The sequence below is a fragment of the Paenibacillus sp. OSY-SE genome (assembly GCF_000283315.1).
Taxonomy (GTDB): Bacteria; Bacillota; Bacilli; order Paenibacillales; family Paenibacillaceae; genus Paenibacillus_B; species Paenibacillus_B profundus.
Window position 1 is genome coordinate 1 of the sequence record NZ_ALKF01000204.1, and the last position, 25,023, is coordinate 25,023.

The following is a 25,023-nucleotide window of genomic DNA, read 5'->3' on the forward strand; positions in this document are numbered from 1 at the left end:
AGGTATGGCGGCGGCAGCCATTACTGAACTGGCGGGCGGAAGCCCGCGCCAAGCGGCGCATGCGATGGCGATCGCGCTGAAGAACATGCTCGGCCTCGTCTGTGACCCTGTTGCAGGCTTGGTCGAGGTGCCGTGCGTGAAGCGCAACGCCATGGGCGCGGCCATTGCGATGGTGGCGGCAGATATGTCGCTTGCCGGCGTGGAGAGCGTCATTCCGTGCGACGAAGTCATCGAGGCGATGTTCCGCATTGGACAGACGATGCCTACTACGCTGAAGGAGACTGCGCGCGGGGGCTTGGCTGCCACTCCGACAGGTCAGCGGTTGAAGCAGCAAATTTTTGGAGATCAGACGACAAAATAAACGAAATTATCGCTGAATGAACGAGATAAATGAAAGATCTGGAGTCCGAATGGTTGGACTCCAGATCTGTAGGGGGTACCAAAATGCAAGAGCGACAGCCCGAACTGGGGGGATTGACCGGGCAGCGCAAGACAGAGCATGTTCGCATCTGTTTGGAGGAGCCGGTGAACGGTATTGGCATTACAACGGGACTGGAACGATACCGCTTTGTGCATCAGGCGCTTCCGGACATTGACTATCGCGACATTGATCTTGCTACCGCTTGGTTGGGCAAGCCGGTGCGGACGCCGCTCTTGATCAGCTCGATGACGGGAGGCAGCAGCCATACGGCGTCGATTAACCGTCGCTTGGCCGTCGTGGCGGAAGCGCGCGGCTGGGCGATGGGCGTCGGCTCAGTGAGGGCGGCGGTAGAGAATCCAGGCGTCGCGGACACGTTCCAGATGCGCGATTTGGCGCCGACGATTCCTATGTTCGCGAACTTGGGCGCGGTGCAGTTAAATATGGGCATGGGGGCGGATGAATGCCGCCGTGCAGTGGAACTGGTGCAGGCAGACGGACTCATTTTGCATCTCAATGCGCTGCAGGAGGTGTTTCAGCCGGAAGGCGACTTGAACTTTGCCGGGCTGCTTCACCGTATCGAGGAAGTGTGCCGCGCATTGGAAGTGCCCGTCGGCGTGAAAGAAGTCGGCTGGGGGATAGCGGCGGACACGGCCAAGCAGTTGGCCGAGGTGGGCGTCGCCTTCATCGACGTCGCCGGAGCGGGAGGGACCTCCTGGAGTCAAGTCGAGAAGATGCGGCTCCCGGATCCGATTCGCCGGCAAGCTGCCGAGGCCTTTGCCGATTGGGGGATTCCTACGGCAGAGAGCGTGCGGCAGGTGCGCGCTGCGTTGCCTGACCACATGGTGGTGGCCAGCGGCGGGCTCCGCACTGGCGTCGATGCGGCCAAGGCGCTCGCTCTGGGTGCGAACGCAGCTGGCTTCGGACGCTCCTTGCTTGCGGCGGCGGCCGATTCGGAAACAGCGGTGGACGCGGTGCTGGCACAGGTGGAGACGGAGCTGCGCATCGCGATGTTCGGCATTGGGGCGCGAACGATCGAGCAGTTGCGAATGACTGAACGACTAGTCTAATAAGTGATCATCCTGTTACAATGGGATAAACTAGAAATGGCCGCAGCCTGATAACTGTGGCCTGTTTCTTGCAAATATCAACCTGGAATAGTCATGAAAAACAGAAACTTTTCACGGGAATCGACGCTTTTTGTTCATAAAACCCCCACTTTTCACGGTTTTTTACCTTCATATCTTGAAAATGTGTTTGAAAACATCATTTTTGGTAAATAAAACCTGTACCCATACTATGGAAAATCCTTTATATTATGATCGGAATCACATTCAAACGTTCGGATTTCATGATAATAAGTGCGTAAATAGTGGACATCGAACGGGAGAGCGTCGATAAATATTATAATGAGTGAAAAGAAAGGGTTGAATGGGATGAAACAATCGATTTTCAACTTTGATACCAAAACGGTAGTCGCTATCGGTATTGGAGCTGCTCTGTACGGCTTGCTCAGCACGATTACGATACCGTTAGTTCCTCAGACGGGATTGCGCCCGGCCATTGCCATTCTTACTATTTTCGGCGCGCTGTTTGGTCCTGTCGTTGGCTTTTTAAGCGGAGCGATCGGCCATATCATTACCGATTTAACATGGGGTGGCGGCACGATTTGGTGGTCTTGGGTGCTCGGTTCTGCGATTTCCGGTTTAGGAATGGGGCTCGTGTATGCAAGCAGCTCTTTTAACGTAAATGAAGGTCGTTCCACGAAAGGCAACATCGTTACACTAGCTATTTCCGGATCGGTTGCTTTGGCAGTCGGCTACGGGATTTCCAGTATTCTTGATGTCTATTTGTTTGGCGAGGCGCCGGACAAAATGTGGGTGCAATTTTATGCGTCCGCCATTGCCAACATAGCCGTACATTTGATTCTCGGTGTGTCAGCTGTGCTTGGATTACTTAAATTGAACCGTCGCAACTCGAATTTGCGCGTACTTAAATAGGTTGCTAGATTGCAGCATGATGACAGGAGCTATTGAATCTATGAAGGAACCGCTTATCTCGTTTCGAGATTTTAGCTTTCAATACCGCAGCTTGTCTGAGCCGACATTGAAACAAATTAATCTGGACATTTATCCAGGTGAGAAAATACTCATTGCCGGGCCAAGCGGCTCGGGCAAATCTACGTTGGCCCATTGTATCAATGGGCTGATTCCTTTTACTTACAGCGGCACGTTGTCCGGAGAATACTCCCTTAGAGGGCAGCGTCCGGCCGACCTCAGCATTTTTGAAATCAGCCGCAGCGTCGGCACAATATTGCAGGATCAGGATGGTCAATTCATCGGCTTGTCCGTCGGCGAAGATGTTGCCTTTGCCTTCGAGAACGACTGCATGGCACCGGCGGACATGAAGCCGAAGGTGACGCATGCGCTCGATATTGTTGACATGCTGCCGCTTCACGATCAGAGCCCGCACGAATTATCGGGCGGACAGAAGCAGCGGGTGTCGCTGGCGGGCGTGCTGTCGATGGAGGCGGATATTTTGCTGTTCGACGAGCCGCTTGCCAATTTGGATCCAGCCAGCGGCAAGCATGCGATGGAGCTGATGGAGGAGATTCACCGTCAGACCGAGAAGACCATCATCATTATCGAACATCGCGTCGAGGATGTGCTGGAGCAGCCTGTCGACCGTGTCGTCATTATGGCAGAGGGAAGAATCGTTAAGGTGGGAACACCGGATGAAATTCTATCCTCCAACATCATGCGCGAGCACGGATTGCGGGAACCACTTTACGTCTCTGCGTTGAAATATGCCGGCTGCGACTTGCTGCCGAAGGACAAGCCGTCCTCCTTGGCGCAGGTGAGCGCCAGCCCTGTTGTTAAGGAACGTCTGGCAGTGTGGGCGGACAGCGCAGAACCAGCATCAAAGTCTGTTCCTCATCCTCCGCTCATCGAAATGGAGGATGTCCGCTTCTCCTATGATGGGGAACGGGAAATCATCCGCGGCGTTTCCCTTGCGATAGGCATAGGGGAACGCGTTGCGCTGCTCGGCAACAACGGCGCAGGCAAATCGACGCTGTCCCATCTGCTGACCGGCATCGTTAAGCCGAATGCCGGAGTCATCCGGCTGCAAGGAGAGCCGATCAATTCTTGGTCAATTCGCCGCCGCGGTGAACATATCGGTTATGTGATGCAAAATCCGAATCATATGATTACGCAGCCGATGATCTGGGACGAAGTCGCCCTTGGCCTGCGCGTGCGCGGCTTATCGGAAGATGAAGTGAAGACGCGGGTGGAAGAGACGCTGCGCATCTGCGGCTTGTACGGGTATCGGGAATGGCCGGTATCTGCGCTCAGCTACGGTCAGAAGAAACGGGTGACGATAGCTTCCATCTTGGTTATGGAGCCGAAGCTGATGATTTTGGATGAGCCGACAGCTGGACAGGACTATAAGCATTATACCGAATTTATGAGCTTCATCTCGCACTTGGCCGACAGCGGCATGTCGTTTCTTTTTATTACGCATGATATGCATTTGGCGCTTGAATATACGGAACGGGCCGCGGTTCTGTGCAACGGGGAGCTGATTGCGGTAGGCGATACCGCGCATGTGTTGACGGATACAGACGCAATCGCGCAGGCGAATTTGAAAGAAACGTCGTTGGGCGCTCTGTCGCGTTTAACCGGTGTCTCCGCACCGGAAGCGTTCGTGCGTCATTTTATCGTGCAGGAGAAGAAGGTGAATCATTCATGAGTAAGGCTGGAATGCTCTATATCGATAGTGACACCTTGTTCCACCGCATGGACGGAGCGGCCAAGCTTATCGTCTTGGCTGTCTGGACCGTCGTCGTCTTTTTATTTCAGGATATTCGTATCTTTGTCCCGCTTTTTCTGATCGGGATCATCATGTTGCTGTCCGCCAAGCTGCCATGGAAACGAATCCGTCTCCTCGTTTGGCTCATGATCGTATTCAATATCTTCAACTCTCTGTTTACGCTTGCCATTACACCGGCCTATGGAAGTGAAGTGTCGGGCTCGACGACGGTCATATTGGATTTGGGATACAATGTGCTTACGCTTGAAACGGTAGTTTACGTACTGACCTTATCCATGAAATATATGTCGCTTATGCCGATTACCGTATTGTTTATTTATACGACGCATCCGACTCGTTTGGCCAGCAGCTTGAACCGGGTAGGGGTTCCGTATAAGGTGGCTTACGCGTTCAGCATCGCGTTCCGCTACATTCCAGATATGCAGGCGGAATTCCGCAACATCTCGAACGCTATGCAAGCACGGGGGCTGGGCTTCGGCAAAGGCGAAGGGACGCTGAGCCAAAGGCTCAAGCATTTCGTCTCGATTGCCATTCCGCTTGTCCAATCCTCGCTTCACAGGATTGAGACGATCTCGAATGCGATGGATTTGCGCGGCTTCGGCAAGCATTCCAAGCGGACGTGGTATTCTGCGACGGTATGGCACCGCGAGGATTATATCGTCATCGTCACGAGTCTCATCGTGCTTATTGCAGCGATAGCTTGGCGAGTACAGGGCTACGGAACGTTCTGGTATCCATATTGAACTACTGAATCGGGTTCTCCAAGAGGAGGCCCGATTTTTTGATCCAAAAGATAATGTCCACGAATCTTACAACATCCTTCGTGTTCACTGCCCCCTGTTCCGCTCATCCCTTTCGCCCACTCTCCTCATTTCTCAGTATTGCAATGAATGGCTCGGCGCGCAGTGATCGATCCGTGCATGTTATGAACGGACTAGCGAGCTGCCGTGATTGGTTCAGATACGCAACAGCTCGGCAGCTGAAGTAATAGTTTATTGGAGCGATTTGAATGAGATGGTTCTGAGGAACAGGGTGTGGAAAATAGATTAATGATAGGAGGTAGAAAGGATTCCGTGAATGGTAAGAAGACTCTGAGCGCTTTGCTTAAACTTATCTGTCTCAAACGGTGATTCGATATGGTTCACATTATTCTGAATAGTTGGGAGAGTGAACAAAAGGGCTTTTGAAGGCAATCTTCTTTACGGAGAAAGAGCAGGCACGTAACGCTAGTTGCAGCAAGCCGTGTGTTGAGGGATACACTCGTAATGAACCGCCTGAATCAGTCGTTTTTTGTCACAAATTAACAAAAGTTTCATATCAGCTTAATACTCTCTTGCCAGAGGAAAGTTATGGTAGATGGGGATGGTGAATGACATGCCATCACATTATGAACGTTGCCGTTAGAAGGGGAGAATTGTAACATGCAAATGCAAGCAAAGTGGATGCTGCTCCTGCTGCTCTGCTTCACGATGTTGGTCGGATGCGGACAGTCGGGAAACTCGAACGCAGGGCAGGCTGCCGATAAGGCGGCAGGGCAAGGAATCAGCGGCGCAGAGCCATCTGGCGACAAGAAGCCGAACGGTGGCGAAGAGAACATTGAGCTGACGTTCTACTATCCGATTGCCGTAGGCGGACCGCTAACGTCAGTGGTTGAGAACATGACGAAGAAATTTACGGAGAAGCACCCGAACATTACGGTCAAGCCGGTGTATACGGGCAGCTACGCGGACACGACGACGAAGATTCAAGCCGGCATTCAAGCGCAGCAGCCGCCGGATGTAGCCGTGATGCTGTCCACGGAATTGTTCAGCATGCTTGACACGAATGCGATACTTCCGCTCGATGATTTCATTGCGAAGGAAAGCGGAGACGTGCTGCAAGATTTCTATCCGGCTTTTCTTTCGAACTCGCAAGTGGAGGGAAAGACGTATAGCATTCCTTTCCAACGCAGCACGATCGTGCTTTATTATAACAAGGATGTCTTCAAGGAGGCCGGTCTGGATCCAGAGCAACCGCCGAAAACGTGGGCGGATCTTGTCGAAGTTGCAGCGAAGGTAAAGAAAGCAGGACGCCATGGCATCGAGGTTCCGGGCTCCGGCTTTGCTTATTGGATGTTCCAGCAGTTTGCTTTACAGAACATGAGCGACCCGAAGCAGAACTTGATGACGCAGGATGGCAAAAAAGTATTTTTCGATACTCCGGAAAATATTGAAGCGCTGCAATTCTGGCAGGACCTGTCTCTCAAGCATAAGATAATGCCGGATGGCGTCATTGAGTGGGCCACCGTTCCGACTGATTTCCTGGAGCAGAGGACGGCGATGATGATTCATACGACCGGCAACCTGACCAATATTAAAAATAGCGCCAAGTTCGATTTCGGAGTCGCTTTTCTGCCGATGAGCAAGCAGTATGGATCTCCGACAGGCGGCGGGAATTTGTACATATTTAAAGATATTGATCCGAAGAAGCAAGCGGCTGCATGGGAATTCATCAAGTTCATGACCGAGCCGGAGCAGGCGGCACAATGGAGTATTGATACGGGATATGTTGCAGTACGGAAATCAGCTTATGAGACGGGCGTCATGAAGACCTATGCGGCAGATTTTCCGCAATCGGTCGTCGCGCGCGACCAGTTAGAACATGCATATGCGGAATTGTCTACACATAACAACGGCAAAGTGTCCAAAGCGCTGACCGATCAGGTGCAGGCTGTCCTGACTGGAACGACCGACGCCGCGACCGCATTGAAGAAGGCGCAAGAAGAAGCGGAGCGTGCGCTCAAGCCGTTCAATAAATAACAATGTGTCCACACAAGGAGGACTAGATGCGGATGAGCGTCACATGGAAAGAACGGCTCGCGCGCAACGGATTCGCTTGGGCCTTGCTGCTGCCATCCTTGTTATTTCTAATTTTGTTTACGTATTATCCGATGCTGAAGACGGCGTGGCTAAGTCTGTTTCAAGCGGACTTGGCCGTGCCGGAGCCGGTCTTTAACGGAGCGGACAATTATGCGTTCCTATTTTCCGACCCGGTGTTCCAGAAGGTGTTCAGCAACAACTTGTGGTTTGCTGTCGGCACGGTGCCGACGTCTATGATCTTGGCATTTCTGATGGCGCTCTTCGCGGACAAAGCAATGGCGGGCAAGACGTTCTCCCGCGTTGCCTTCTTCTATCCGAATATGGTTCCGATGATAGCGGTGGCTAACATTTGGTTGTTTATTTATACCCCGCAGTACGGGCTGCTGGCGCAGTTGGCGCAATGGGTAGGGCGTGCGGATATGAATCTGCTCGGTCATCCAGATACGGTAATGGGAGCTATGATCGTGATGATGATTTGGAAGGAAGCCGGCTATTTCATGATTTTTTATTTGGCTGGTCTTCAGAACATTCCGAAGGACTTGTATGAGTCCGCTTCTATGGATGGCGTTGGCGCATGGAAGGTGACTACACGAATTACGATACCGTTGACGATGCCGACAACCCTGTTTGTGGGGGTCGTCGCGTTAACGAACGCTTTCAAGCTGGTCGACCATTTGTGGATAATGACAAAAGGCGGGCCGGATAATGCGAGCAATCTGCTGCTCTATCATATTTACGACACGGCCTTCAGCTTCTACGACCAAGGGATGGCAGCGGCGATGACGGTCGTTATGATTGCGGTGTTGCTTATTTTGTCTTCCCTTCAATTTTTCGGCTGGGATCGCAAAATTCATTATCAATAGAGGGGGCTCCGAGGCTTTATGGGGAAATCGGATGAATTGGACAGAGCGGACGCGGTCAAATTCAGCCTAGACCGTCATTCCGGGATTGGCGCACGAACGGACCGCGAGCTGCGAATCGGACGTCTGAAGCAACGCGCCGCACGCGGGATATGGCATTTGGTTATGCTGGCCGTCGGCGTCGTCTGGCTCATTCCGTTCGTCTGGGTCATCTGGACAGCGTTCCGCCCGAAAGACGCAGGGATGAATTCATTCTTGACGTGGCAATGGACTTTCGAACATTTTGCCCGTGTATGGGAAGGGGCGCCGTTCGCTCAGTATTATTTGAACACGCTGACGATAGCTGGCGGGGTGCTCGCCGTTCAACTATTTAGCTTAACGCTGGCCGCCTATGCCTTTGCGCGTCTGCGCTTCTTTGGCCGTGATGTCGTGTTCATGCTGTTTTTGGTGCAGATTATGGTGCCGGCAGACGTGCTTATTTTTTCTAACTATCATGTATTAAAAGAATTCGGTTTGCTCGATACGAAGCTTGGGATTATGCTGCCTTACTTTGCATCGGCCTTCGGAATCTTTCTGTTGCGCCAAACGTTCAAGCAGATGCCGCTGGAGCTTGAAGAGGCGGCGATGGTCGAAGGATGCTCCCGGCTAGGTATTTTGTGGCGCATCTTCGTGCCGCTCTCGCTTCCGGTCTATATTTCATTCGCCGTCGTTTCGGTAAGCTATCAGTGGAACAACTTCCTCTGGCCGCTTATCGTGACGAACTCGGTGGAGAATCGCCCGCTTACCGTCGGCTTGGCCATGTTCGCCCAATCGTTCGAGACGGGCGCGCAGTGGGCGGAAGTGAGTGCGGCCACATTGCTCGTCGTCGCTCCGCTGCTCATCGGATTTCTGCTTTTTCAACGGAAATTTATTAACAGCTTTATGCATTCCGGCATCAAGTAGCACGTAAAATATAAATAAAATGTGAAAGATGAAAGAAATTTATAAAATAGAATTAATGTTGTGAAATTTTACCTTAGCAGGTTGGCCATTTTTTCAATAAAATGAAGTCTATATCTGCCGCCAAGGCATCATAGATATGATCGGAAGGGGTGCGTTACAGACAACATGCCAACACAAGGAAAATCTCAACAACATTCGCAACAGAAGTCTTCCTGCCAATCGGGTTCCAAAAAGTCGGAACAATTTAGCTCCTCGGGATTTATATTGGCGGCTATCGGCAGTTCGGTCGGCTTGGGCAACATGTGGAAATTTCCGTATGTTACCGGCCAGAATGGCGGCGGAGCCTTTTTTCTCCTGTTCATAATATGTCTGCTCATTGTCGGTTTGCCGGTTCTGCTTGGGGAATTAGCCGTCGGGCGGGCAGGGCGCGGCGATGCGGTAACCTCATTCACGAAGCTTTCCAATAAGAAAGGCTGGGGCGCGCTCGGCTTCGTCGCCGTCTTGGCGGCGTTCCTCATCATGACCTACTACAGCACCATTGCAGGCTGGACGCTGCATTATGCGGTAGAATCCCTAACCGGCAATCTGTTCAACAATCCGAACTACGAACAGCAATTTACCGCTTTTACAGCCGGCATGTGGCCGATCATTTGGCAAATCGTCGTCATGGCGCTGTCTGGTTTCATTATTGCGCGGGGGATTTCCGGCGGAATTGAGAAGTTCAATAAAATCGTCATTCCGGGACTTTTGCTTATTTTGCTTATCATGCTCGTGCGTACGCTCACGTTGGACGGAGCTGCCGCAGGAATCAAATATTTCTTATATCCCGATTTCTCCGTGTTAACCTTTCAATCTGCGTTAGCGGCGCTCGGTCTCGCATTCTTTTCGCTATCGCTGGGTCTGGGAGCCATGCTGACGTATGGCGCTTATGTAGATAAGCGTCAGTCGCTGCCGCTCGCGACGTTGGCCGTTGGCGCTGGAGACTTGACGTATGCGTTGATCGCCGGCTTGATTATATTTCCGACGACGTTCACGTTTGGCATCGAGCCTAATTCCGGACCTGGACTCGTATTCGTTACTTTGCCGGCTGCATTTGCATCCATGCCTTACGGCAGCTTGTTCGGCGGGCTGTTCTTTATTCTTCTGGCTATCGCGGCGGTTACCTCGTGTCTGTCGCTGACAGAGGTTCCAGTCTCTTATTTGATTCGGCGGTTCGGATTCACCCGCGGCAAAGCGACAACCACTGTCGTGCTTGCCATGTATGTCATTGCGCTGCCGTGTACGCTTGCCGCTGGAGGAGCATGGAGCGATGTTAAGTTCGGCGGGCGTAATTTGTTCGATTGGCTCGACTTCATTACGTCGAACGTCATGCTGCCGCTTGGCGGCTTATTCGTTACGCTGTTGGTCGGTTACGTATGGAAAGATGCGGGCAGTGAAACGGGATTGCGATCGTCGGGGATGAAAATTTGGCTATTCACGATGCGTATTGTCGCGCCTGTCTTAATTATTTTGATTTTCCTTTCATCTGTCGGCCTCGTATAACGTCGGCAAGAGAGCCTTTCTCCGTCTTAGGGGAGAGGCTTTTTTTTTATATTTCGAGAAAAAAATGCATTTTCATGCAACATATTTGCAAGTCGTCCCGTCTATGAGGTTGAAAAAGAAACAAATCCCGGGATGAGAAACGCCACATTCAATAAAAAACGAACTGGAATGCAGGAGGAACTCGATATGAAGAGACAAGCTTGGGTGAAAATGTTGTTGACGACGTGTGTAGTGGTTATGGCGGCGCTCCCGCTGACAGCGGCAGCGAAGGCAGACCAAGTACAGGGCACGGTAGTGAGCCCGGCAGCGGAACAGAGTTCAGACATCACAATCCATAAAACGGACGTGAAGAAGCCAGAGCAGCAGGAATCGTTCTCGACCAAAGGGACCATCGATCAAATTACGTATACGAAAAGCGGCGCTTATGTGATGATGAAAGGAAAATCCGCGCAGACGCAAAATATAGATGAACTTCGGCTTGTGTTCGCCAAAGGAACGCTAGTGGTCGATCAAAACGGCAAGCAAGCAGACCTGTTGCAGGCGCTTAATGAAGGTTGGACGGTAACGGCTTATTATGGTTCCGCCATGACGAGCAGCATCCCGCCTCAGGTGAATGCGGAGAAATTTGTCGTCGAGCGTCCGGATGCGACAGAAGAGTTCAAGACATCAGGTGTCATTACAGAAGCGGGCAAAGACCGCATCTCAATTATTGGGGAATATCCGATAATATTGAATATTACCGATAAGACAAAGATTACGGATGAATCCGGCAAGACGCTGACGAAGGATGCCTTGAAGCAGGACGTACGCGTGGAAGTGGAATACAGCCCGGTCATGACGAGAAGTCTGCCGCCAATCAGCCATGCCGTCTCAATTGTCGTAAAGGAAGAAACGGTTCGCAAAGAAGGCACGATTAGCAAAGTGAATAAATATGACGGGAAAACAACGGTTGCTGTCGATGTGAAAGCTGATGGGGGTCAAGTGAGCGGCATTGTGTTGACCACGGACGAGAATACAGTCATCGTTAATCAATCCGGCGAGAAGCTTGACGCCAAGGATTTGAAGGCTGGACAGAAAATCATCGGCTTCCATGCTCAAATTATGACGATGTCGTTGCCGCCGCAGAGCTATGCTTACCAAATTGTCGTAGCGAACTAACTTCATCAATCACCATTTCTTCGTATCTCTGTTTGCATGCAGCCGATGCTGGGTAATGTATATAAAATGAATAATCGACTGTACAACGAAACGAGGGTGGTGAAGCTTTGTGCGGCGCAAATTGCTGCGTATTGGCAATAGTTTCGGCCTTATCCTGACAAAGGATATTTTGTCGAAGTTGAAAGCAGAATACGGAGATTTGTTTGAAATGGAAGTTAGGGAGCAGACTGGAGAAATTGTCATTCGCAAGGTCGCTGACGCATCTAACCGCAATAGAATAAAAGAGAAGACGAAAATATCGGTGTAGGGATTGTATCCCTGCACCTTTTTTTGTTGTTAAACAAGAAACAACCCCTGCAGCTCACTGTTGCCGAAAGGGTTGCTCCGTTATCGTCTATTCAAGAAAAAGGGGGAGAATGTCATGCTATTATATAATCACCGAATTCTTTCCGTTTGAAACAACGGACATAAAATAATAGAATATACCTATTCATTTCACGATTATTCGACATTTTTCGATAAAAACAGTTCCATAGTTGACATGAAATGATATAATGGAAATTAAAACCACGGCCCCTATAATAGGGGTGGCTTATGGAGGCGTAGAGAAAATGGGCATGGCTAATGAAGCGGGATGGATTCAGGCATTCGGCTCGGAAGACAATATGCCGGAATTACTCTGTGTCATAGAGAACGGATCAAAGGAACAGTCCGCGGAAGCGGCTCAAGCTTTATTTGAGCAGATTTGCCGGGACAACGATGTGGATGAAGCAGCCTTTCCTCTGATTGATCCGCTGCTTGATATTTTGACCATACGTCACAAGTCGGTCGCCAAGGCAACGATCCTGAACGGTATTGCGCAGGTGCTGCGATGCGCTATGTCGAATCCGCTCCCTTTCGGTGTCACCCCGCTGTGTTACTGCAGCAGCCATAGTCATGGGGTGGAGGAAGAGAATGGTGCGGCGGCAGCGGTGGCGCGGCACTGGCACAATACGCTGCGCGGCCGTTATGCGGAATGGTCTGTATTAGTAGAGGAAGAGGAATTAACGGCAATTCAAGTCGTATATGTGCTGCATCTGCTGCAATGGGATGACCCTCAAGTGGAAAATAAGCTGCTGCGTGCCGCTTTTTATGGGGAGACTTCCCGGCTTCGTCTGAACGCGCTCATCGCGCTTGCCGATCATCGCCGGCGTTCAGGTAAGCCATTCAATCCATCGATTGCGTTCGGTCAGCATCGCGACGACGATCTGTATGAGACGGTACGCGCTGTCTGCGCAGTGTTAACGGCTTCCGAAGCTCAGTCTTTACAGGTAACGGCTAAGCTGCTGCAAGGTTGTGCACTGCCGCGGCTCGATCGAATCCAATTTCCTTGGGCAGATGGGGCAATATCCTCGCTATGCGCGCAGGCTGCCTGTTACCTATTTCAGGACGGCACTTCGATCGAAGAGCGAGCGGTGTTCTGGTTGGAGGCGCTTGAAAAATGTATTCATGCGCATCAGCTGCGCTCGCGCAAAGTGATATGGGAGATTGGCGAGTCGACCGTACAGTGGGATGAAGAGTTGCTGCAATGGAATTGGAACGGCCCGATGCTCGTGGCGGACGGCATGCTGCTCTCGTTGTTTCCTGTGAATGGCGTTCCTGTTGCGGAAAAGGGGGAAGAAATATCTCTTCCGTCGAACGTTTCGCGCGCCATCAAATTATGTCTCCAGCATCAAGTGGAGATGCCGAACGCAGAGCGTTACGGCGTAAGTCGTGTCATACGGCAGTTGTATCGTTTTATTACGTAAAGCGGGGTATTCCTGGCCCAGCATTCAACTGAGAAGGAACACCCGCGAGATATTTAAGAACGTGAAATGACTATATTGATGATGCCGAGACGGGACTAGTCCGTCTTTTTCTTTTTGTGCTGATAGGGGGTAACGGTTTTGGCTCCTTCCAATGTATCATTGACAAAGGCCATATCTTGGTTTTTCACTTTCATGTTGGTGGTGCCAGTGTAATTTCCTCGGTGTGTCTTGTTTTCCATGATGAATTTGACCTTCTTTCGATGTAAGATGTCATCCATCTCATTCAGGATGCTCCGCCCTATTGTTAGCAAATTAGAAAGATGCTATCCAGATGCTATCCGTGAACGTGTGACAGAATCGAAACGCTTTTTGTAATCAAGCACGAGAAAATGTTGACAATATGGAAAAAATCTAGTCGATGACTAGGTTTTTTGTGCGTTGTTGGTTATAATGGTTAAGGAATTTTTGCACGTATTTATAGGCATCGAAACGGCATTGCAACGAACGAAATAATCGAAATCATTATCGAAATAGAACTATATTAAGGAGTTGTAATTATAAATGGCACTGAAAGCTGGTATCGTCGGATTGCCGAACGTTGGCAAATCTACATTGTTTAACGCAATAACGCAAGCAGGCGCAGAATCTGCCAACTACCCGTTCTGTACGATCGACCCGAACGTCGGCGTGGTGGAAGTGCCGGATGATCGTCTGGACAAATTGACGGAATTGGTCGTGCCGAACCGTACGGTTCCGACAGCGTTCGAATTCGTAGACATCGCAGGTCTTGTGCGCGGCGCGAGCAAAGGCGAAGGGCTTGGCAACAAGTTCTTGGCGCATATTCGTGAAGTGGACGCGATCGTGCATGTAGTGCGCTGCTTTGAAGATGAGAACATTACGCATGTGGACGGCAAGGTTGATCCAATAAGCGATATTCAAACAATCAATCTGGAGCTCGTGTTGGCCGATCTCGAATCGGTAGAAAAGCGTCTTGATCGCACGAAGAAGAATTTGAAGAGCGGCGATAAGAAGTATGCGCAGGAAGCCGAAGTGCTTGAGCGCTTGAAAGACACGCTCTATAATGATAAGCCTGCGCGGAGCATGGATTTGAGCGATGATGAGAAGCTGCTGGTGCGCGATCTGCACTTGCTGACGATGAAGCCTGTGTTATATGCGGCGAATGTAAGCGAAGACGGTGTGGCAGATGCGGAATCCAATCCATATGTGCAGCAGGTGCGCGAATTCGCAGTGGCTGAGAATGCGGAAGTCGTGCCTATCAGTGCGAAGGTGGAAGCGGAAATCGCCGAATTGGAAGGCGAGGACAAAGAGATGTTCCTGCAGGAGCTGGGCTTGGATGAATCGGGCTTGAACCGGCTCATCAAGGCGGCTTACCGCCTGCTCGGCCTGTATACGTACTTCACCGCGGGTGTGCAAGAGGTGCGCGCTTGGACGATTCGCAAAGGCATGAAGGCGCCGCAAGCGGCAGGTGTCATTCATACTGACTTCGAACGTGGCTTTATTCGTGCCGAGGTCGTATCGTATGATGACCTGGTTGCAGGTGGCTCGATGAACGTGGTGAAGGAGCAAGGCAAGCTTCGTTTGGAAGGAAAAGAATATGTCGTGCAAGACGGTGACGTCATGCACTTCCGCTTTAATGTTTAGATGAACGCCTTGCGCGAGTTGCAAGGCTGATGAATATAGGTGTTAAAGCCGGAGATTGAAGCATGAGAGAGGTGATCGTATTATGTTGGACCGTCTGCAATCCCTTGCGGATCGATATGATAAATTGAGTGAATTGTTGTGTGATCCGGACGTGGCGAACGATCCGAAGAAGCTGCGTGAATATTCGAAGGAACAGTCCGATTTGCAGCAAGCTTATGAGGCTTATATGGAATATAAGTCTGTTGTGAGCGAGCTGGAGGCGGCGAAAGTAATGCTGCAAGAGAAGCTGGACGATGAAATGCGTGACATGGTGAAGATGGAAATTGAAGAACTGAGCGCGCGCCAAGCTGAGTTGGATGAGAATATTCGCATCTTGCTTCTGCCCAAGGATCCGAACGACGACAAGAACGTCATCGTCGAAATTCGCGGCGCGGCCGGCGGCGACGAAGCGGCGTTGTTCGCGGCCGACTTGTACCGCATGTATACACGTTATGCGGATACGAAAGGCTGGCGTACGGAGCTGATGGAAGCCAACATCAGCGATTTGGGCGGTTTCAAAGAGGTCATCTTCTTGGTATCCGGCAAAGGCGCCTACAGCAAGCTGAAGTATGAGAGCGGTGCGCATCGCGTGCAGCGCATTCCATCTACGGAATCGGGCGGCCGCATCCACACGTCCACGTCGACGGTAGCGGTTATGCCGGAAATCGAAGACTTTGAAGTGGAGATTTTCGATAAGGATATCCGTGTCGATACATTCTGTTCCTCCGGCGCGGGCGGACAGTCCGTCAATACGACGAAGTCAGCCGTACGTGTCACGCACATTCCGACCGGAATCGTAGCGACGTGCCAAGACGGCAAATCACAGAATGATAATAAAGCGAAGGCGCTGCAAGTGCTACGCGCGCGTATTTTCGACGTTAAGCGGCAAGAAGAGGAAGCGAAATACGCAGGCGAGCGGAAGAGCAAGGTCGGTACAGGTGACCGCAGTGAACGGATTCGGACGTACAACTTCCCGCAAAGCCGCGTGACGGACCATCGCATCGGGTTGACGCTGCACAAGCTCGACCAGGTGATGAATGGGGATATGGAAGAAATTGTTCAAACGTTGACGTTGACGGAACAAGCGGAGCTCCTTGAAAAGGAGAATCATGCATGAGTGAGCACAGCAGATCGATGAGTGAAGGACAGACGCAGGGAACCGGCAATCCGGCCCTGCGCTTTCACCTCGTTGTGCCTGCGACGATTCGAGAAGCCTGGGTGCAGGCTTCTTCTTTTTTAGCGGCGAGCGGGGTGGATGACGCTGCGCATCATACCGAGCTGCTGCTGCGGCATGAGCTGGAGATGGAGCGTGCGGCTTATTTGGTCGCCTTGCCGGATGCGCTGCCGGAAGCGGTGATCGGCCGCTTCGAGGAGGCGATATCGCGGAGGGCTGCGGGCGAGCCGACGCAATATATTATCGGCTGGCAGCATTTCTATGGCCTGCCGTTCGAGGTGACGCCAGACGTGCTGATTCCGCGGCCGGAGACGGAGCTGCTCGTGGAGGCCGTCATCGCGGAAGCGGCCCGCCTCTGGCCGGAGGAGGCGCCGCTTGAGGTGGCGGACGTCGGCACGGGGAGCGGCGCCATTGCGTGCACGCTGGCGCACCTGCGCTCGGCGTGGCGCGTAATGGCCGGTGATATTTCGCCGGCGGCGCTGCGGGTAGCCGAGCGTAACGCGGAGCGCCTCGGCGTGGCGTCGCGCCTGTCGTGGCTGCAGGGCGACCTGCTGGCGCCGTTCGCCGGCCGCGGGCTGGACATCCTTGTGTCCAACCCGCCGTACATTCCGGCCGGCGACTTGGCGGGGCTCATGCGCGAGGTGCGCGATTATGAGCCCCGCACGGCGCTGGACGGCGGTGCGGACGGGCTCGACCCGTACCGCCGTCTCGTCGCCATGCTGCCGCTGCTTGGCGCGGCGCCGCGCCTGATTGGCTTCGAGGTGGGCCAAGGACAGGCCCACGACGTAGCCGCGCTGCTGAAGAGCGCCGGCTACGGCTCGAAGCTCGTCATTGTGCCTGACTTGGCGGGCATTGAGCGCCACGTCATCGGCGTGCGTTAGCTGCGCAATGTGCAATGATTCGCAGCACGCGCATTGAATAATTCGATTTATTTCGGAGATAGAGTTTTTCGCGTCTGTGCCGCCTTCCTTATGGCTGCCGGATCGGAGAGACTCTATCTTTTTTTCTATGAAAATCGAAATTGCTAGGTTTAATCACCTGACTGCCGGACATAATGATAGACAAGAGGCGCGCCCAACCTCACAAGGAGTAGAATGAACATGAAGATTCGTGTGTTCGTACTCGGTCTCGCACTTGTCGCGATGGCAGCGGGAGCTTTGATGCGTTGGGAAATTGGCCGTGTGGATGCGGCTATAGGTGAAGTTCAGGAATTGAAGGCAAATGCGGCCTTACAAGAAGCTTCAGGTCGGAATGCCGATGACGTGATTCCGGAGGATGCGATACGCTTGCGGGTGCTGGCGAACTCCGATACGGATCGGGACCAGCAAGTAAAGCGCATGGTGCGCGATGCGATCGTCGAGCAGATTAACGGCTGGCTGCAGCATGAAGCTGCACCGCAATCACGGGACGAGTCCCAGGCGCTCATTGCGAAGCATATGGATGAGCTGGCGCAGGCGGCGGCAGACGTGCTCGCCGAACAAGACATGCCTTACGAAGCGAAGCTGGAGCTAGGCGAAGTGTCTTTCCCGGCAAAATGGTACGGCGGCAACGTGTATCCTGCCGGCATGTATGAGGCGCTGCTCGTGACGTTGGGGGCAGGCGAAGGGCAGAATTGGTGGTGCGTGCTGTTCCCGCCGCTCTGCTTTATTGATGGAGATACGGCACAAGGTTCAGCAAGCGGCGACCTGCAAGCGGGAAAAACGGCCGAAGTGCAGCAAGCAGGTGTAGCGGGGGGTGCTGCAAGTGACGCTGCAAACGACGATCCGAGTGCCGCTGAGGATACGACCGAAGTCCGATTTTTCTTATGGGATATGCTTGTCACTTTGCTTCAATGGATTTCTGAAGTGTGGACTGCTCTAGTCGGATAAGATATGCCTTTCATATATTCAAATTATTTGTGAAATCATATTTTCAAAATAATTATTCAGATTATTTTCAATAGTGCATTCGTTATACACTCGGCTCATTTTTGGATGATATCTATATAAGTTGAACTATAAACCTTCCGAGTAATTGATTGTGTGCGATGATATTCATACGGCTGAACGCTAGGCTGTACTCCTTTTCCAATCCTCCATTGGATTTTATCCAACGGAACAGCACATATATCTTTTTACGGTCAGGTTTCATTGGAGTTCATCCAATGCTTTGTCTCTCATTCCACAGCAAACGCTGAAAAACAGCAGATCCACTGTACGAAATACAGTCTAAATGCGGTTTAACCGACTAATTGGTACTTTCTACTGTATGTTTTCCAATGGGACTTACTTCGAGCGGGGCAAACAATGCAGTTCAACTTATATAGTTTGATATACATTTTGTAATCAATTGCTGCAATTATTTTTTATTAATGTGAAAACGATATGCCTTTGACCACTGTATACGTGTGTTGTGCATTCTAATGAAAACTTAATATGAACACTGCATGCTATGAATATGATATATGCTGTTTTCGCTATATACGCAACTAACTGCGTAATTATGCTATAACTGGACGATCCTCCGACTCTTATGGTACAACTAATGAAGAAGCAAAGGAACGTGAACGAAAAGATGTCGAAGCTCCTTCGGCATCTTTTCTTGCGATGCAACAACATTACCTTCTTGCAGTTTTTCACAATCGACTAAAGGCGTCTTGTTTACCTTTCTAATGCAAAAGTACGTAAAGATCCGTTAGTTTATCCATTATTTGTGCGATACGAAGGGGATCACCTGAACTTTTACATCTCATGGAGTTTATTTTTAGAAAAAGGCTTGAACGGGATGTACTTTTACAGTATGGGAACAGAGTGAGACGCTCAGTTTAAATCATCTACAAGACCCGGTAAAACAACGAGCAAGTAATAGACAGCAACTAGAATGCGGCAAACAAACAACTTGTAAACGGCCAATAAACGCTAAACGGTAAACGCCAAACGCTAAACGATGACAAATAACAATTAACAAATAACAATTAACAAATAACAATTAACAAATAACAAATAACAAATAACGAGCAGCAGATACTAGGTAATCTATAACGAGCAATCAGAGCAATAGGAAGAAAGTACACAACCTCAATAACAGTAAGGACTTGACGCCATGAACAAATCAAATGATAGCAAAGTCGAAGCAAACCGCATAGGAGCACCCATTAGCCACGCCGCTGCCCGGCCTCAAGCCACGAAGTGGTGGAAGGTGGATGGGGCGATTCCGGTACAGGAACAAGCGTGCATTGTGGAAGCCGCCGCCATGCTGGCAGCAGGGCAGACGGTTGCCTTCCCGACGGAGACGGTATATGGCCTCGGGGCGAATGCTTGCGACAGTGAGGCTGTGGAACGCATTTTTACCGCCAAAGGACGCCCGTCAGACAATCCGCTCATCGTGCATATCGCGGATGTGGCGCAGCTGGATGCGCTGGTGCTGCCCTACGGAGAGAGCGCACAGCGGTTGATGGAACGCTTCTGGCCGGGGCCGCTTACCATTGTGCTGCCGGTCCGGCCGAACGCGGTCTCTTCCCGCGTGACCGCAGGGCTCGACACCGTGGGCGTGCGCATGCCGGCGCACGATACGGCGCTTGCGCTCATTCGCGCTGCAGGCTGCCCGATTGCGGCACCAAGCGCGAACCGCTCGGGACGGCCGAGCCCAACCCGCGCGGAGCATGTGCGCGCGGACCTGGACGGCTGCATAGGCGGCATCGTTGACGGCGGCCCAGCAGGCGTCGGCGTGGAGTCCACGGTGCTCGAAGTGCAGGGCGATCGTGTGCACGTGCTGCGGCCGGGTGGAATTACGACAGCGATGCTGCGTGAAGTGGCGGCCGAGGTGACGGTCGATCCAGCGGTCGATCCGAACGGCGGCATGACGAAAGCATTGCCGCCGACTTCTCCTTCGGCGGCACCGATCGAGTCGCAGCGTATGGCAGAGCATGCTTCGGGACTTGCAGCTGAACCGCCATTGAAGGAAGGCGCAGCGGGCCACACGGCAGAGCAAGCGGCAGAACGCTCAGTTGAGCTGCTCTCGGTACAACCTGCGCCGCGCTCGCCTGGAATGAAATATACGCATTATGCGCCGCAAGGCACACTTTCTATCGTGCAGGGACCGTCGGCGGACCGCGTAAGTCGCTGCATCCAAGCGGAATTGGATGCAGCCAAAGGACGCGGCGAGACGACCGGTGTACTGGCATTCAGAGAGCATGCCGGGCAATACCGGGCGGACATCGTCGCATCGCTTGGAAGCGTGGAGGCGCTGGATGAGGCGGCCCATCATCTATATGATGCGCTGCGCCATTTCGATGCAGCGGGAGCCACCTATATGCTGGCGGAGGCTTGTCCGGCAGAAGGCATGGGACTTGCCGTCATGAACCGGCTTATTAAAGCAGCGGGTCACCGTATCATCCACTGTTAAAGATATGAAAATGGGTAAAATAGAGCTTGTCATGATTAAGGCCTTGTCCGCATACGTTGATTAAAGACGATTGGACGAGGAGAGAGGCAGATGTGGGAAACGGCTGCACCCCTAGGTCAATGGATTACGATTCTCGCTATGGCCCTGGCGCTTGGCTCGGACGCCTTTTCCCTATGTCTTGGCATCGGAATGAGAGGGGTACGGCGGATGGATGCCTTTCGCATCAGCGTCGTCATCGCGCTCTTTCATGTACTGATGCCGCTGATGGGCGTCATAACGGGCATATATATGAGCATTGTGCTCGGGAAGGTGACGGCGATGGCTGCCGGCGCTCTTCTCGTAATGCTCGGCGGACATATGATTTACAGCTCGTTCAAAGGGGGAGCATCTCACTTTATCGACACGGCTTCGTTCTGGGGTACAATTTTGTTTGCGCTGAGCGTCAGTGTCGATTCGTTCTCTGTCGGAGTAACGCTTGGCATGTTCCGTTCTGATTTGCTGATTACGCTCGTTGCATTCGGTCTGTTCGGCGGGGCGATGTCCATTCTCGGGCTGCTGCTTGGACATCATGCGGGACAGCGGCTCGGTGAGTACGGCGAAGCGGTGGGCGGTGCTGTATTACTCGTATTCGGCATCTTGTTTTTGATCCCTTCTTGACTTAGGGTACAATAGATAGAGGAGAACTTCACGAGAGGGGGAATGTGATTATGAAACGCATTTTGTTTGTGTGCACAGGCAACACTTGCCGCAGTCCGATGGCAGAAGCGATGCTGAGACATTTGGCAGAGGATAGGTCTTTTGACCTAGAGGTGAAGTCGGCCGGCGTAGCGGCGTGGGATGGCACTCCTATTTCGGAGCATGCGGCTGAAGCGCTTGCCGAACAGCAAATTACGAGCCATCGGACGTTTCGGTCCACTGCCCTGAACGAAGAAGGGATACAGTGGGCGGATATTATTTTGACGTTAACCTTTGGTCATAAGCAGCATGTGCTGCAGCGCTTTCCTCATGCAGCGGACAAGACGTTCGCGCTGAAAGAGTATGTAGAGCAGGACGGGGCGGCGGTGGATGAGCGGGAACAACTGCTTGCTCTGGCGGCGGAACTGCAGTTGAAGCTGGCGCTGGGTGAAGAGCCGACTGAAGAAGAACGGAAGCAGCTCTTTGAACTGCAGCGGCGCGCACCGAGCATGGATGTGGCGGATCCATTCGGAGGCACGTTAGAGCAGTACCGAATGACGGCTGCGGAAATCCGCGAGGCGCTTCATCTGCTGCTGGACAAGCTGGACAAATAGGGATTGCATTTCATTTCCGTATCCTTTATCATCAGGGATAGAAAATGCAGGTTCGATGTAACTGGCGACGAAAGTGGGTAACCACGGTGGAGCATCGAATAATACGGCCGGTCGCCTGGGCGAAAGAGCAGTGTATGGTAATTGCCATGCTATGCTCTTTTTTTCATGTTATATTATGCTATATATGGTATAAATGGTGCTGAGTTGTTACGGATATGATTTCTTGGATATTACATCGGGGCGAGCCTCCTGCATTCGTATGAGGCGCTTGTCTCGGGGGATGGTAAGAGAGAGGGAAGAAAATGCAATTTGTTTGCTCCAATTTCCCGGAAATTCGTTATAATAGAGCCATGGCTTGTCTCATGAACAACGTTGGATGCGCCTTAATGAAAGACGACGGATGGAGGGAATAACAATGAAAATTGCCGTAGGCGCAGATCATGCCGGCGTGCGGTTGAAAGATGGAATTATTTCAGTCATTAAGGACATGGGTCATGATGTTGTTGACTTGGGCTGCAATTGTACGGAATCGGTAGACTATCCAGATTACGCGGTGCCGGTTGCAGAGATGGTTGCTTCCGGGGAAGCAGACCGGGGCGTGCTCATTTGCGGCACAGGCATCGGCATGTCCATCGCCGCGAACAAAGTGCCGGGTGTGCGTTGCGCGCTCGTTCACGATCTGTTCTCTGCGAAAGCGACCCGCGAACATAACGATACGAACGTACTGGCCATGGGTGAGCGTGTCATCGGGCCTGGGCTTGCTGAGGAAATTGTGCGCGTCTGGCTGAGCACGGAATTCAGCCGAGGCGAACGTCATGTAGGGCGTCTGGGCAAAGTAACCGATGTGGAGCATAAATATCACCCTGCACCGTAATGAAGCGGAGGTGGAGTTATTATGAGTAATAATATTCGCGAGCAGTCGGAAGCGGCTGCGTATGCCCTCGTGCAAGCGGCGGGCTTGAAGCCCGGGCAGCTGGTTGTTATCGGCTGCAGCACGAGTGAGGTAGCCGGGGCGCGAATAGGAACGTCGGGCACGCTTGATGTAGCCCAGGAGATTTTTGCCGGGCTGGATGTGCTGCATACGGAATTCGGGCTCTACACGGCATTTCAATGCTGTGAGCACCTTAACCGCGCGCTCGTCGTAGAACGGCACACGCTCGAACGGTTCGGGCTTGAGGAAGTTGCTGCAGTACCTGTTCCGACAGCGGGCGGATCAATGGCTGCCTATGCGTATCGGCGATTATCCGCTGCTTGCTTGGCGGAGACGATCGCAGCTGATGCCGGAGTCGACATCGGAGAGACGCTCATCGGCATGCACATACGCCGGGTTGCCGTGCCGCTCCGAACTGAGGTACGCACTATCGGCAAGGCAAGAGTCAATATGGCGGCAACGCGGCCGAAGCTTATCGGCGGGGAAAGAGCCGTCTACCAGTTGCCGGATATCGCGGGCACAGATTCCTGTGAGTAAGATGAGCAAGAAGGCTGCCGGATGACGATAACACATGGAACCTTAACGCAGAATGCGTTGTCATACATTGCAATAAGGTAATTTAACAATGGGAGGGTTATGGTAATGGTAGATCATTTAAGACAATCCGATCCGGACGTATTGAAAGCAATGGATCTGGAACTGCAGCGTCAGCGCAACAACATTGAACTTATCGCTTCGGAGAACATCGTAAGCGAAGCGGTGATGGAAGCGATGGGTACGGTGCTCACGAACAAATATGCGGAAGGCTATCCGGGCAGACGCTACTACGGCGGATGCGAGCATGTCGACATCGTCGAGAACATCGCGCGGGATCGTGCGAAGGAACTGTTCGGAGCGGAGCATGTTAATGTGCAGCCGCACTCCGGAGCGCAAGCGAACATGGCTGTATATTTGGCAGCATTGAAGCCGGGAGATACGGTGCTCGGGATGGACTTGGCGCACGGTGGACACTTGACGCACGGCAGCCCTGTCAACGCATCGGGCCTGTTGTATAATTTCGTTGCATATGGCGTCGAAGAAGATACGTTCCGCATCGATTATGACAAGGTGCGCAAGGCAGCTTTCAAACATCGCCCGAAAATGATCGTTGCAGGTGCCAGCGCTTATCCGCGCATTATCGACTTTGAGGCACTGGCTTCAATTGCGAACGACGTAGGCGCGCTGTTCTTTGTCGACATGGCTCACATTGCCGGCCTCGTAGCGGCTGGACTGCATCCGAGCCCAGTTCCCCATGCCCACTTTGTAACGACGACGACGCATAAGACGCTGCGCGGTCCGCGCGGAGGCATGATTCTGTGCCGCCAAGCATGGGCGCAGGCGATTGACAAGGCAGTATTCCCGGGAACGCAAGGCGGTCCGCTCATGCACGTCATCGCATCCAAAGCAGTTGCTCTGGGCGAGGCATTGCAGCCGTCCTTCAAGGAGCATGCCGAGCAGGTGATTAAAAATGCGCAAGTGCTGGCAGAGTCCCTTATGGCGGAAGGATTGACGATCGTATCCGGTGGTACGGACAATCACCTCATGCTCATCGATACGCGCGGCATCAACATAACTGGTAAAGATGCGGAAAAAGTTCTTGATTCCGTTGGCATTACCGTGAACAAGAATGCGATTCCGTTCGATCCGACGAGCCCGTTCATTACAAGCGGGATCCGTATCGGGACGCCGGCAGCAACTTCGCGCGGCATGGATGAGGCGGCTATGCGCATTATCGGGCAGGTCATCGCTATGACGCTCAAAAATCCGGCAGATGCGGCGGTATTAGATAAAGCGCGAGGTATGGTGCGTGACTTGACGGCACAATATCCGTTGTATGAGACATTGAAATATTAATGGTAAAGGCAGCGGGTTCCCGCTGACACAGGCCGTGTATGCCTTGAACAGGCATGCGCGGCCTGTTTTTGTTTGTGCTGCAGATGGCTAAGCATTAAGGACATCAGTAGTGGGAGATGGGTCAATGTACCTGTGTGAATGTAGTGATGCACTACCTTTTTCCCATGGCATATTCGCTTGCATGTATAACCAATCCAAGGAATGTTTACTAATAGTACAGTGACTCTTTCTTTTCCAAGTTCAGGGAAGCGGGAAA

The 25,023-nt window shown here is 52.2% G+C and carries 23 protein-coding genes and 1 riboswitch; of the genes, 22 read left to right on the plus strand and 1 reads right to left on the minus strand.

Translation table 11 applies throughout. The features are described 5' to 3' along the window. From A372_RS0129935 to A372_RS0129990, 12 genes are all read left to right on the plus strand, one after another. The coding region (locus tag A372_RS0129935) for an L-serine ammonia-lyase, iron-sulfur-dependent, subunit alpha (protein WP_019424628.1) at positions 1 to 361 on the plus strand (361 nt) is incomplete at its 5' end. 83 nt (positions 362 to 444) lie between these two features. Beyond that, on the plus strand, positions 445 to 1,488 hold the full coding sequence (gene fni / locus A372_RS0129940; RefSeq protein WP_019424629.1) for a type 2 isopentenyl-diphosphate Delta-isomerase: 1,044 nt from the start codon (positions 445 to 447) through the stop codon (positions 1,486 to 1,488). Positions 1,489 to 1,854: 366 nt separating this feature from the next. Beyond that, positions 1,855 to 2,418 (plus strand): ECF-type riboflavin transporter substrate-binding protein, encoded by a 564-nt coding sequence (locus tag A372_RS0129945; RefSeq protein WP_026011377.1) that lies wholly within the window; start codon positions 1,855 to 1,857, stop codon positions 2,416 to 2,418. A 40-nt stretch (positions 2,419 to 2,458) separates the two neighbouring features. Continuing rightward, positions 2,459 to 4,168 (plus strand): ABC transporter ATP-binding protein, encoded by a 1,710-nt coding sequence (locus A372_RS0129950; RefSeq protein WP_019424631.1) that lies wholly within the window; start codon positions 2,459 to 2,461, stop codon positions 4,166 to 4,168. After that, positions 4,165 to 4,992: an energy-coupling factor transporter transmembrane component T family protein gene (locus A372_RS0129955; RefSeq protein WP_019424632.1), complete on the plus strand. Its 828-nt coding sequence runs from the start codon at positions 4,165 to 4,167 to the stop codon at positions 4,990 to 4,992. Before A372_RS0129950 ends, A372_RS0129955 begins: the two co-directional genes overlap by 4 nt. 678 nt (positions 4,993 to 5,670) lie before the next feature. Continuing rightward, positions 5,671 to 7,047 (plus strand): ABC transporter substrate-binding protein, encoded by a 1,377-nt coding sequence (locus A372_RS0129960; RefSeq protein WP_019424633.1) that lies wholly within the window; start codon positions 5,671 to 5,673, stop codon positions 7,045 to 7,047. Positions 7,048 to 7,079: 32 nt separating this feature from the next. Further along, positions 7,080 to 7,970, plus strand: coding sequence for a carbohydrate ABC transporter permease (locus A372_RS0129965; RefSeq protein ID WP_019424634.1), 891 nt, complete (start codon positions 7,080 to 7,082; stop codon positions 7,968 to 7,970). A 162-nt stretch (positions 7,971 to 8,132) separates the two neighbouring features. Further along, positions 8,133 to 8,909 carry a carbohydrate ABC transporter permease gene (locus A372_RS0129970; protein ID WP_036705691.1) on the plus strand — a complete coding sequence of 259 codons (777 nt, stop codon included), beginning with the start codon at positions 8,133 to 8,135 and terminating at the stop codon, positions 8,907 to 8,909. Positions 8,910 to 9,074: 165 nt separating this feature from the next. Next, positions 9,075 to 10,451, plus strand: a complete 1,377-nt coding sequence (locus A372_RS0129975; protein WP_019424636.1) for a sodium-dependent transporter — start codon at positions 9,075 to 9,077, stop codon at positions 10,449 to 10,451. A gap of 186 nt (positions 10,452 to 10,637) precedes the next feature. Then, positions 10,638 to 11,609, plus strand: a complete 972-nt coding sequence (locus A372_RS0129980; protein WP_019424637.1) for a hypothetical protein — start codon at positions 10,638 to 10,640, stop codon at positions 11,607 to 11,609. Between the two features lie 109 nt (positions 11,610 to 11,718). Beyond that, positions 11,719 to 11,916 carry an AbrB/MazE/SpoVT family DNA-binding domain-containing protein gene (locus tag A372_RS35065; RefSeq protein ID WP_019424638.1) on the plus strand — a complete coding sequence of 66 codons (198 nt, stop codon included), beginning with the start codon at positions 11,719 to 11,721 and terminating at the stop codon, positions 11,914 to 11,916. A 304-nt stretch (positions 11,917 to 12,220) separates the two neighbouring features. Next, on the plus strand, positions 12,221 to 13,396 hold the full coding sequence (locus A372_RS0129990) for a hypothetical protein (protein ID WP_019424639.1): 1,176 nt from the start codon (positions 12,221 to 12,223) through the stop codon (positions 13,394 to 13,396). 95 nt (positions 13,397 to 13,491) lie between these two features. Here the strand turns inward: A372_RS0129990 and A372_RS35070 are convergent, their stop codons facing one another. Continuing rightward, positions 13,492 to 13,635 carry a hypothetical protein gene (locus tag A372_RS35070; protein WP_192813649.1) on the minus strand — a complete coding sequence of 48 codons (144 nt, stop codon included), beginning with the start codon at positions 13,633 to 13,635 and terminating at the stop codon, positions 13,492 to 13,494. A 322-nt stretch (positions 13,636 to 13,957) separates the two neighbouring features. Here A372_RS35070 and ychF point away from each other — a divergent pair, with 322 nt between their 5' ends. The 10 genes from ychF to glyA all read left to right on the plus strand — a co-directional run bounded on the left by ychF (position 13,958) and on the right by glyA (position 24,767). After that, positions 13,958 to 15,058 (plus strand): redox-regulated ATPase YchF, encoded by a 1,101-nt coding sequence (gene ychF, locus A372_RS0130000; protein ID WP_019424641.1) that lies wholly within the window; start codon positions 13,958 to 13,960, stop codon positions 15,056 to 15,058. An 82-nt stretch (positions 15,059 to 15,140) separates the two neighbouring features. Next, a complete protein-coding gene (prfA, locus tag A372_RS0130005) occupies positions 15,141 to 16,214 on the plus strand; it encodes a peptide chain release factor 1 (protein WP_019424642.1) in 1,074 nt (357 codons plus the stop codon). After that, positions 16,211 to 17,152: a peptide chain release factor N(5)-glutamine methyltransferase gene (prmC, locus tag A372_RS0130010; RefSeq protein WP_019424643.1), complete on the plus strand. Its 942-nt coding sequence runs from the start codon at positions 16,211 to 16,213 to the stop codon at positions 17,150 to 17,152. Before prfA ends, prmC begins: the two co-directional genes overlap by 4 nt. 219 nt (positions 17,153 to 17,371) lie before the next feature. Continuing rightward, entirely contained in the window at positions 17,372 to 18,139 is a 768-nt protein-coding gene (gene spoIIR, locus A372_RS0130015; protein WP_019424644.1) for a stage II sporulation protein R, read from the plus strand. 1,213 nt (positions 18,140 to 19,352) lie between these two features. Next, complete coding sequence (locus A372_RS0130025) at positions 19,353 to 20,654, plus strand: L-threonylcarbamoyladenylate synthase (RefSeq protein WP_019424646.1); 1,302 nt, start codon at positions 19,353 to 19,355, stop codon at positions 20,652 to 20,654. 90 nt (positions 20,655 to 20,744) lie between these two features. Continuing rightward, positions 20,745 to 21,311, plus strand: coding sequence for a manganese efflux pump MntP (locus A372_RS0130030; RefSeq protein ID WP_019424647.1), 567 nt, complete (start codon positions 20,745 to 20,747; stop codon positions 21,309 to 21,311). Positions 21,312 to 21,361: 50 nt separating this feature from the next. Further along, positions 21,362 to 21,943 (plus strand): low molecular weight protein arginine phosphatase, encoded by a 582-nt coding sequence (locus A372_RS0130035; RefSeq protein ID WP_019424648.1) that lies wholly within the window; start codon positions 21,362 to 21,364, stop codon positions 21,941 to 21,943. A 47-nt stretch (positions 21,944 to 21,990) separates the two neighbouring features. Then, a riboswitch (ZMP/ZTP riboswitch) is annotated at positions 21,991 to 22,071 on the plus strand. Positions 22,072 to 22,358: 287 nt separating this feature from the next. Then, positions 22,359 to 22,817 carry a ribose 5-phosphate isomerase B gene (gene rpiB / locus A372_RS0130040; protein ID WP_019424649.1) on the plus strand — a complete coding sequence of 153 codons (459 nt, stop codon included), beginning with the start codon at positions 22,359 to 22,361 and terminating at the stop codon, positions 22,815 to 22,817. 21 nt (positions 22,818 to 22,838) lie between these two features. After that, entirely contained in the window at positions 22,839 to 23,411 is a 573-nt protein-coding gene (locus A372_RS0130045; RefSeq protein ID WP_019424650.1) for a TIGR01440 family protein, read from the plus strand. Between the two features lie 105 nt (positions 23,412 to 23,516). Continuing rightward, the gene (gene glyA, locus A372_RS0130050) at positions 23,517 to 24,767 is read left to right on the plus strand and encodes a serine hydroxymethyltransferase (RefSeq protein WP_019424651.1); all 1,251 of its coding nucleotides are present in this window, start codon (positions 23,517 to 23,519) and stop codon (positions 24,765 to 24,767) included. The last annotated feature ends 256 nt before the right edge of the window (positions 24,768 to 25,023 follow it).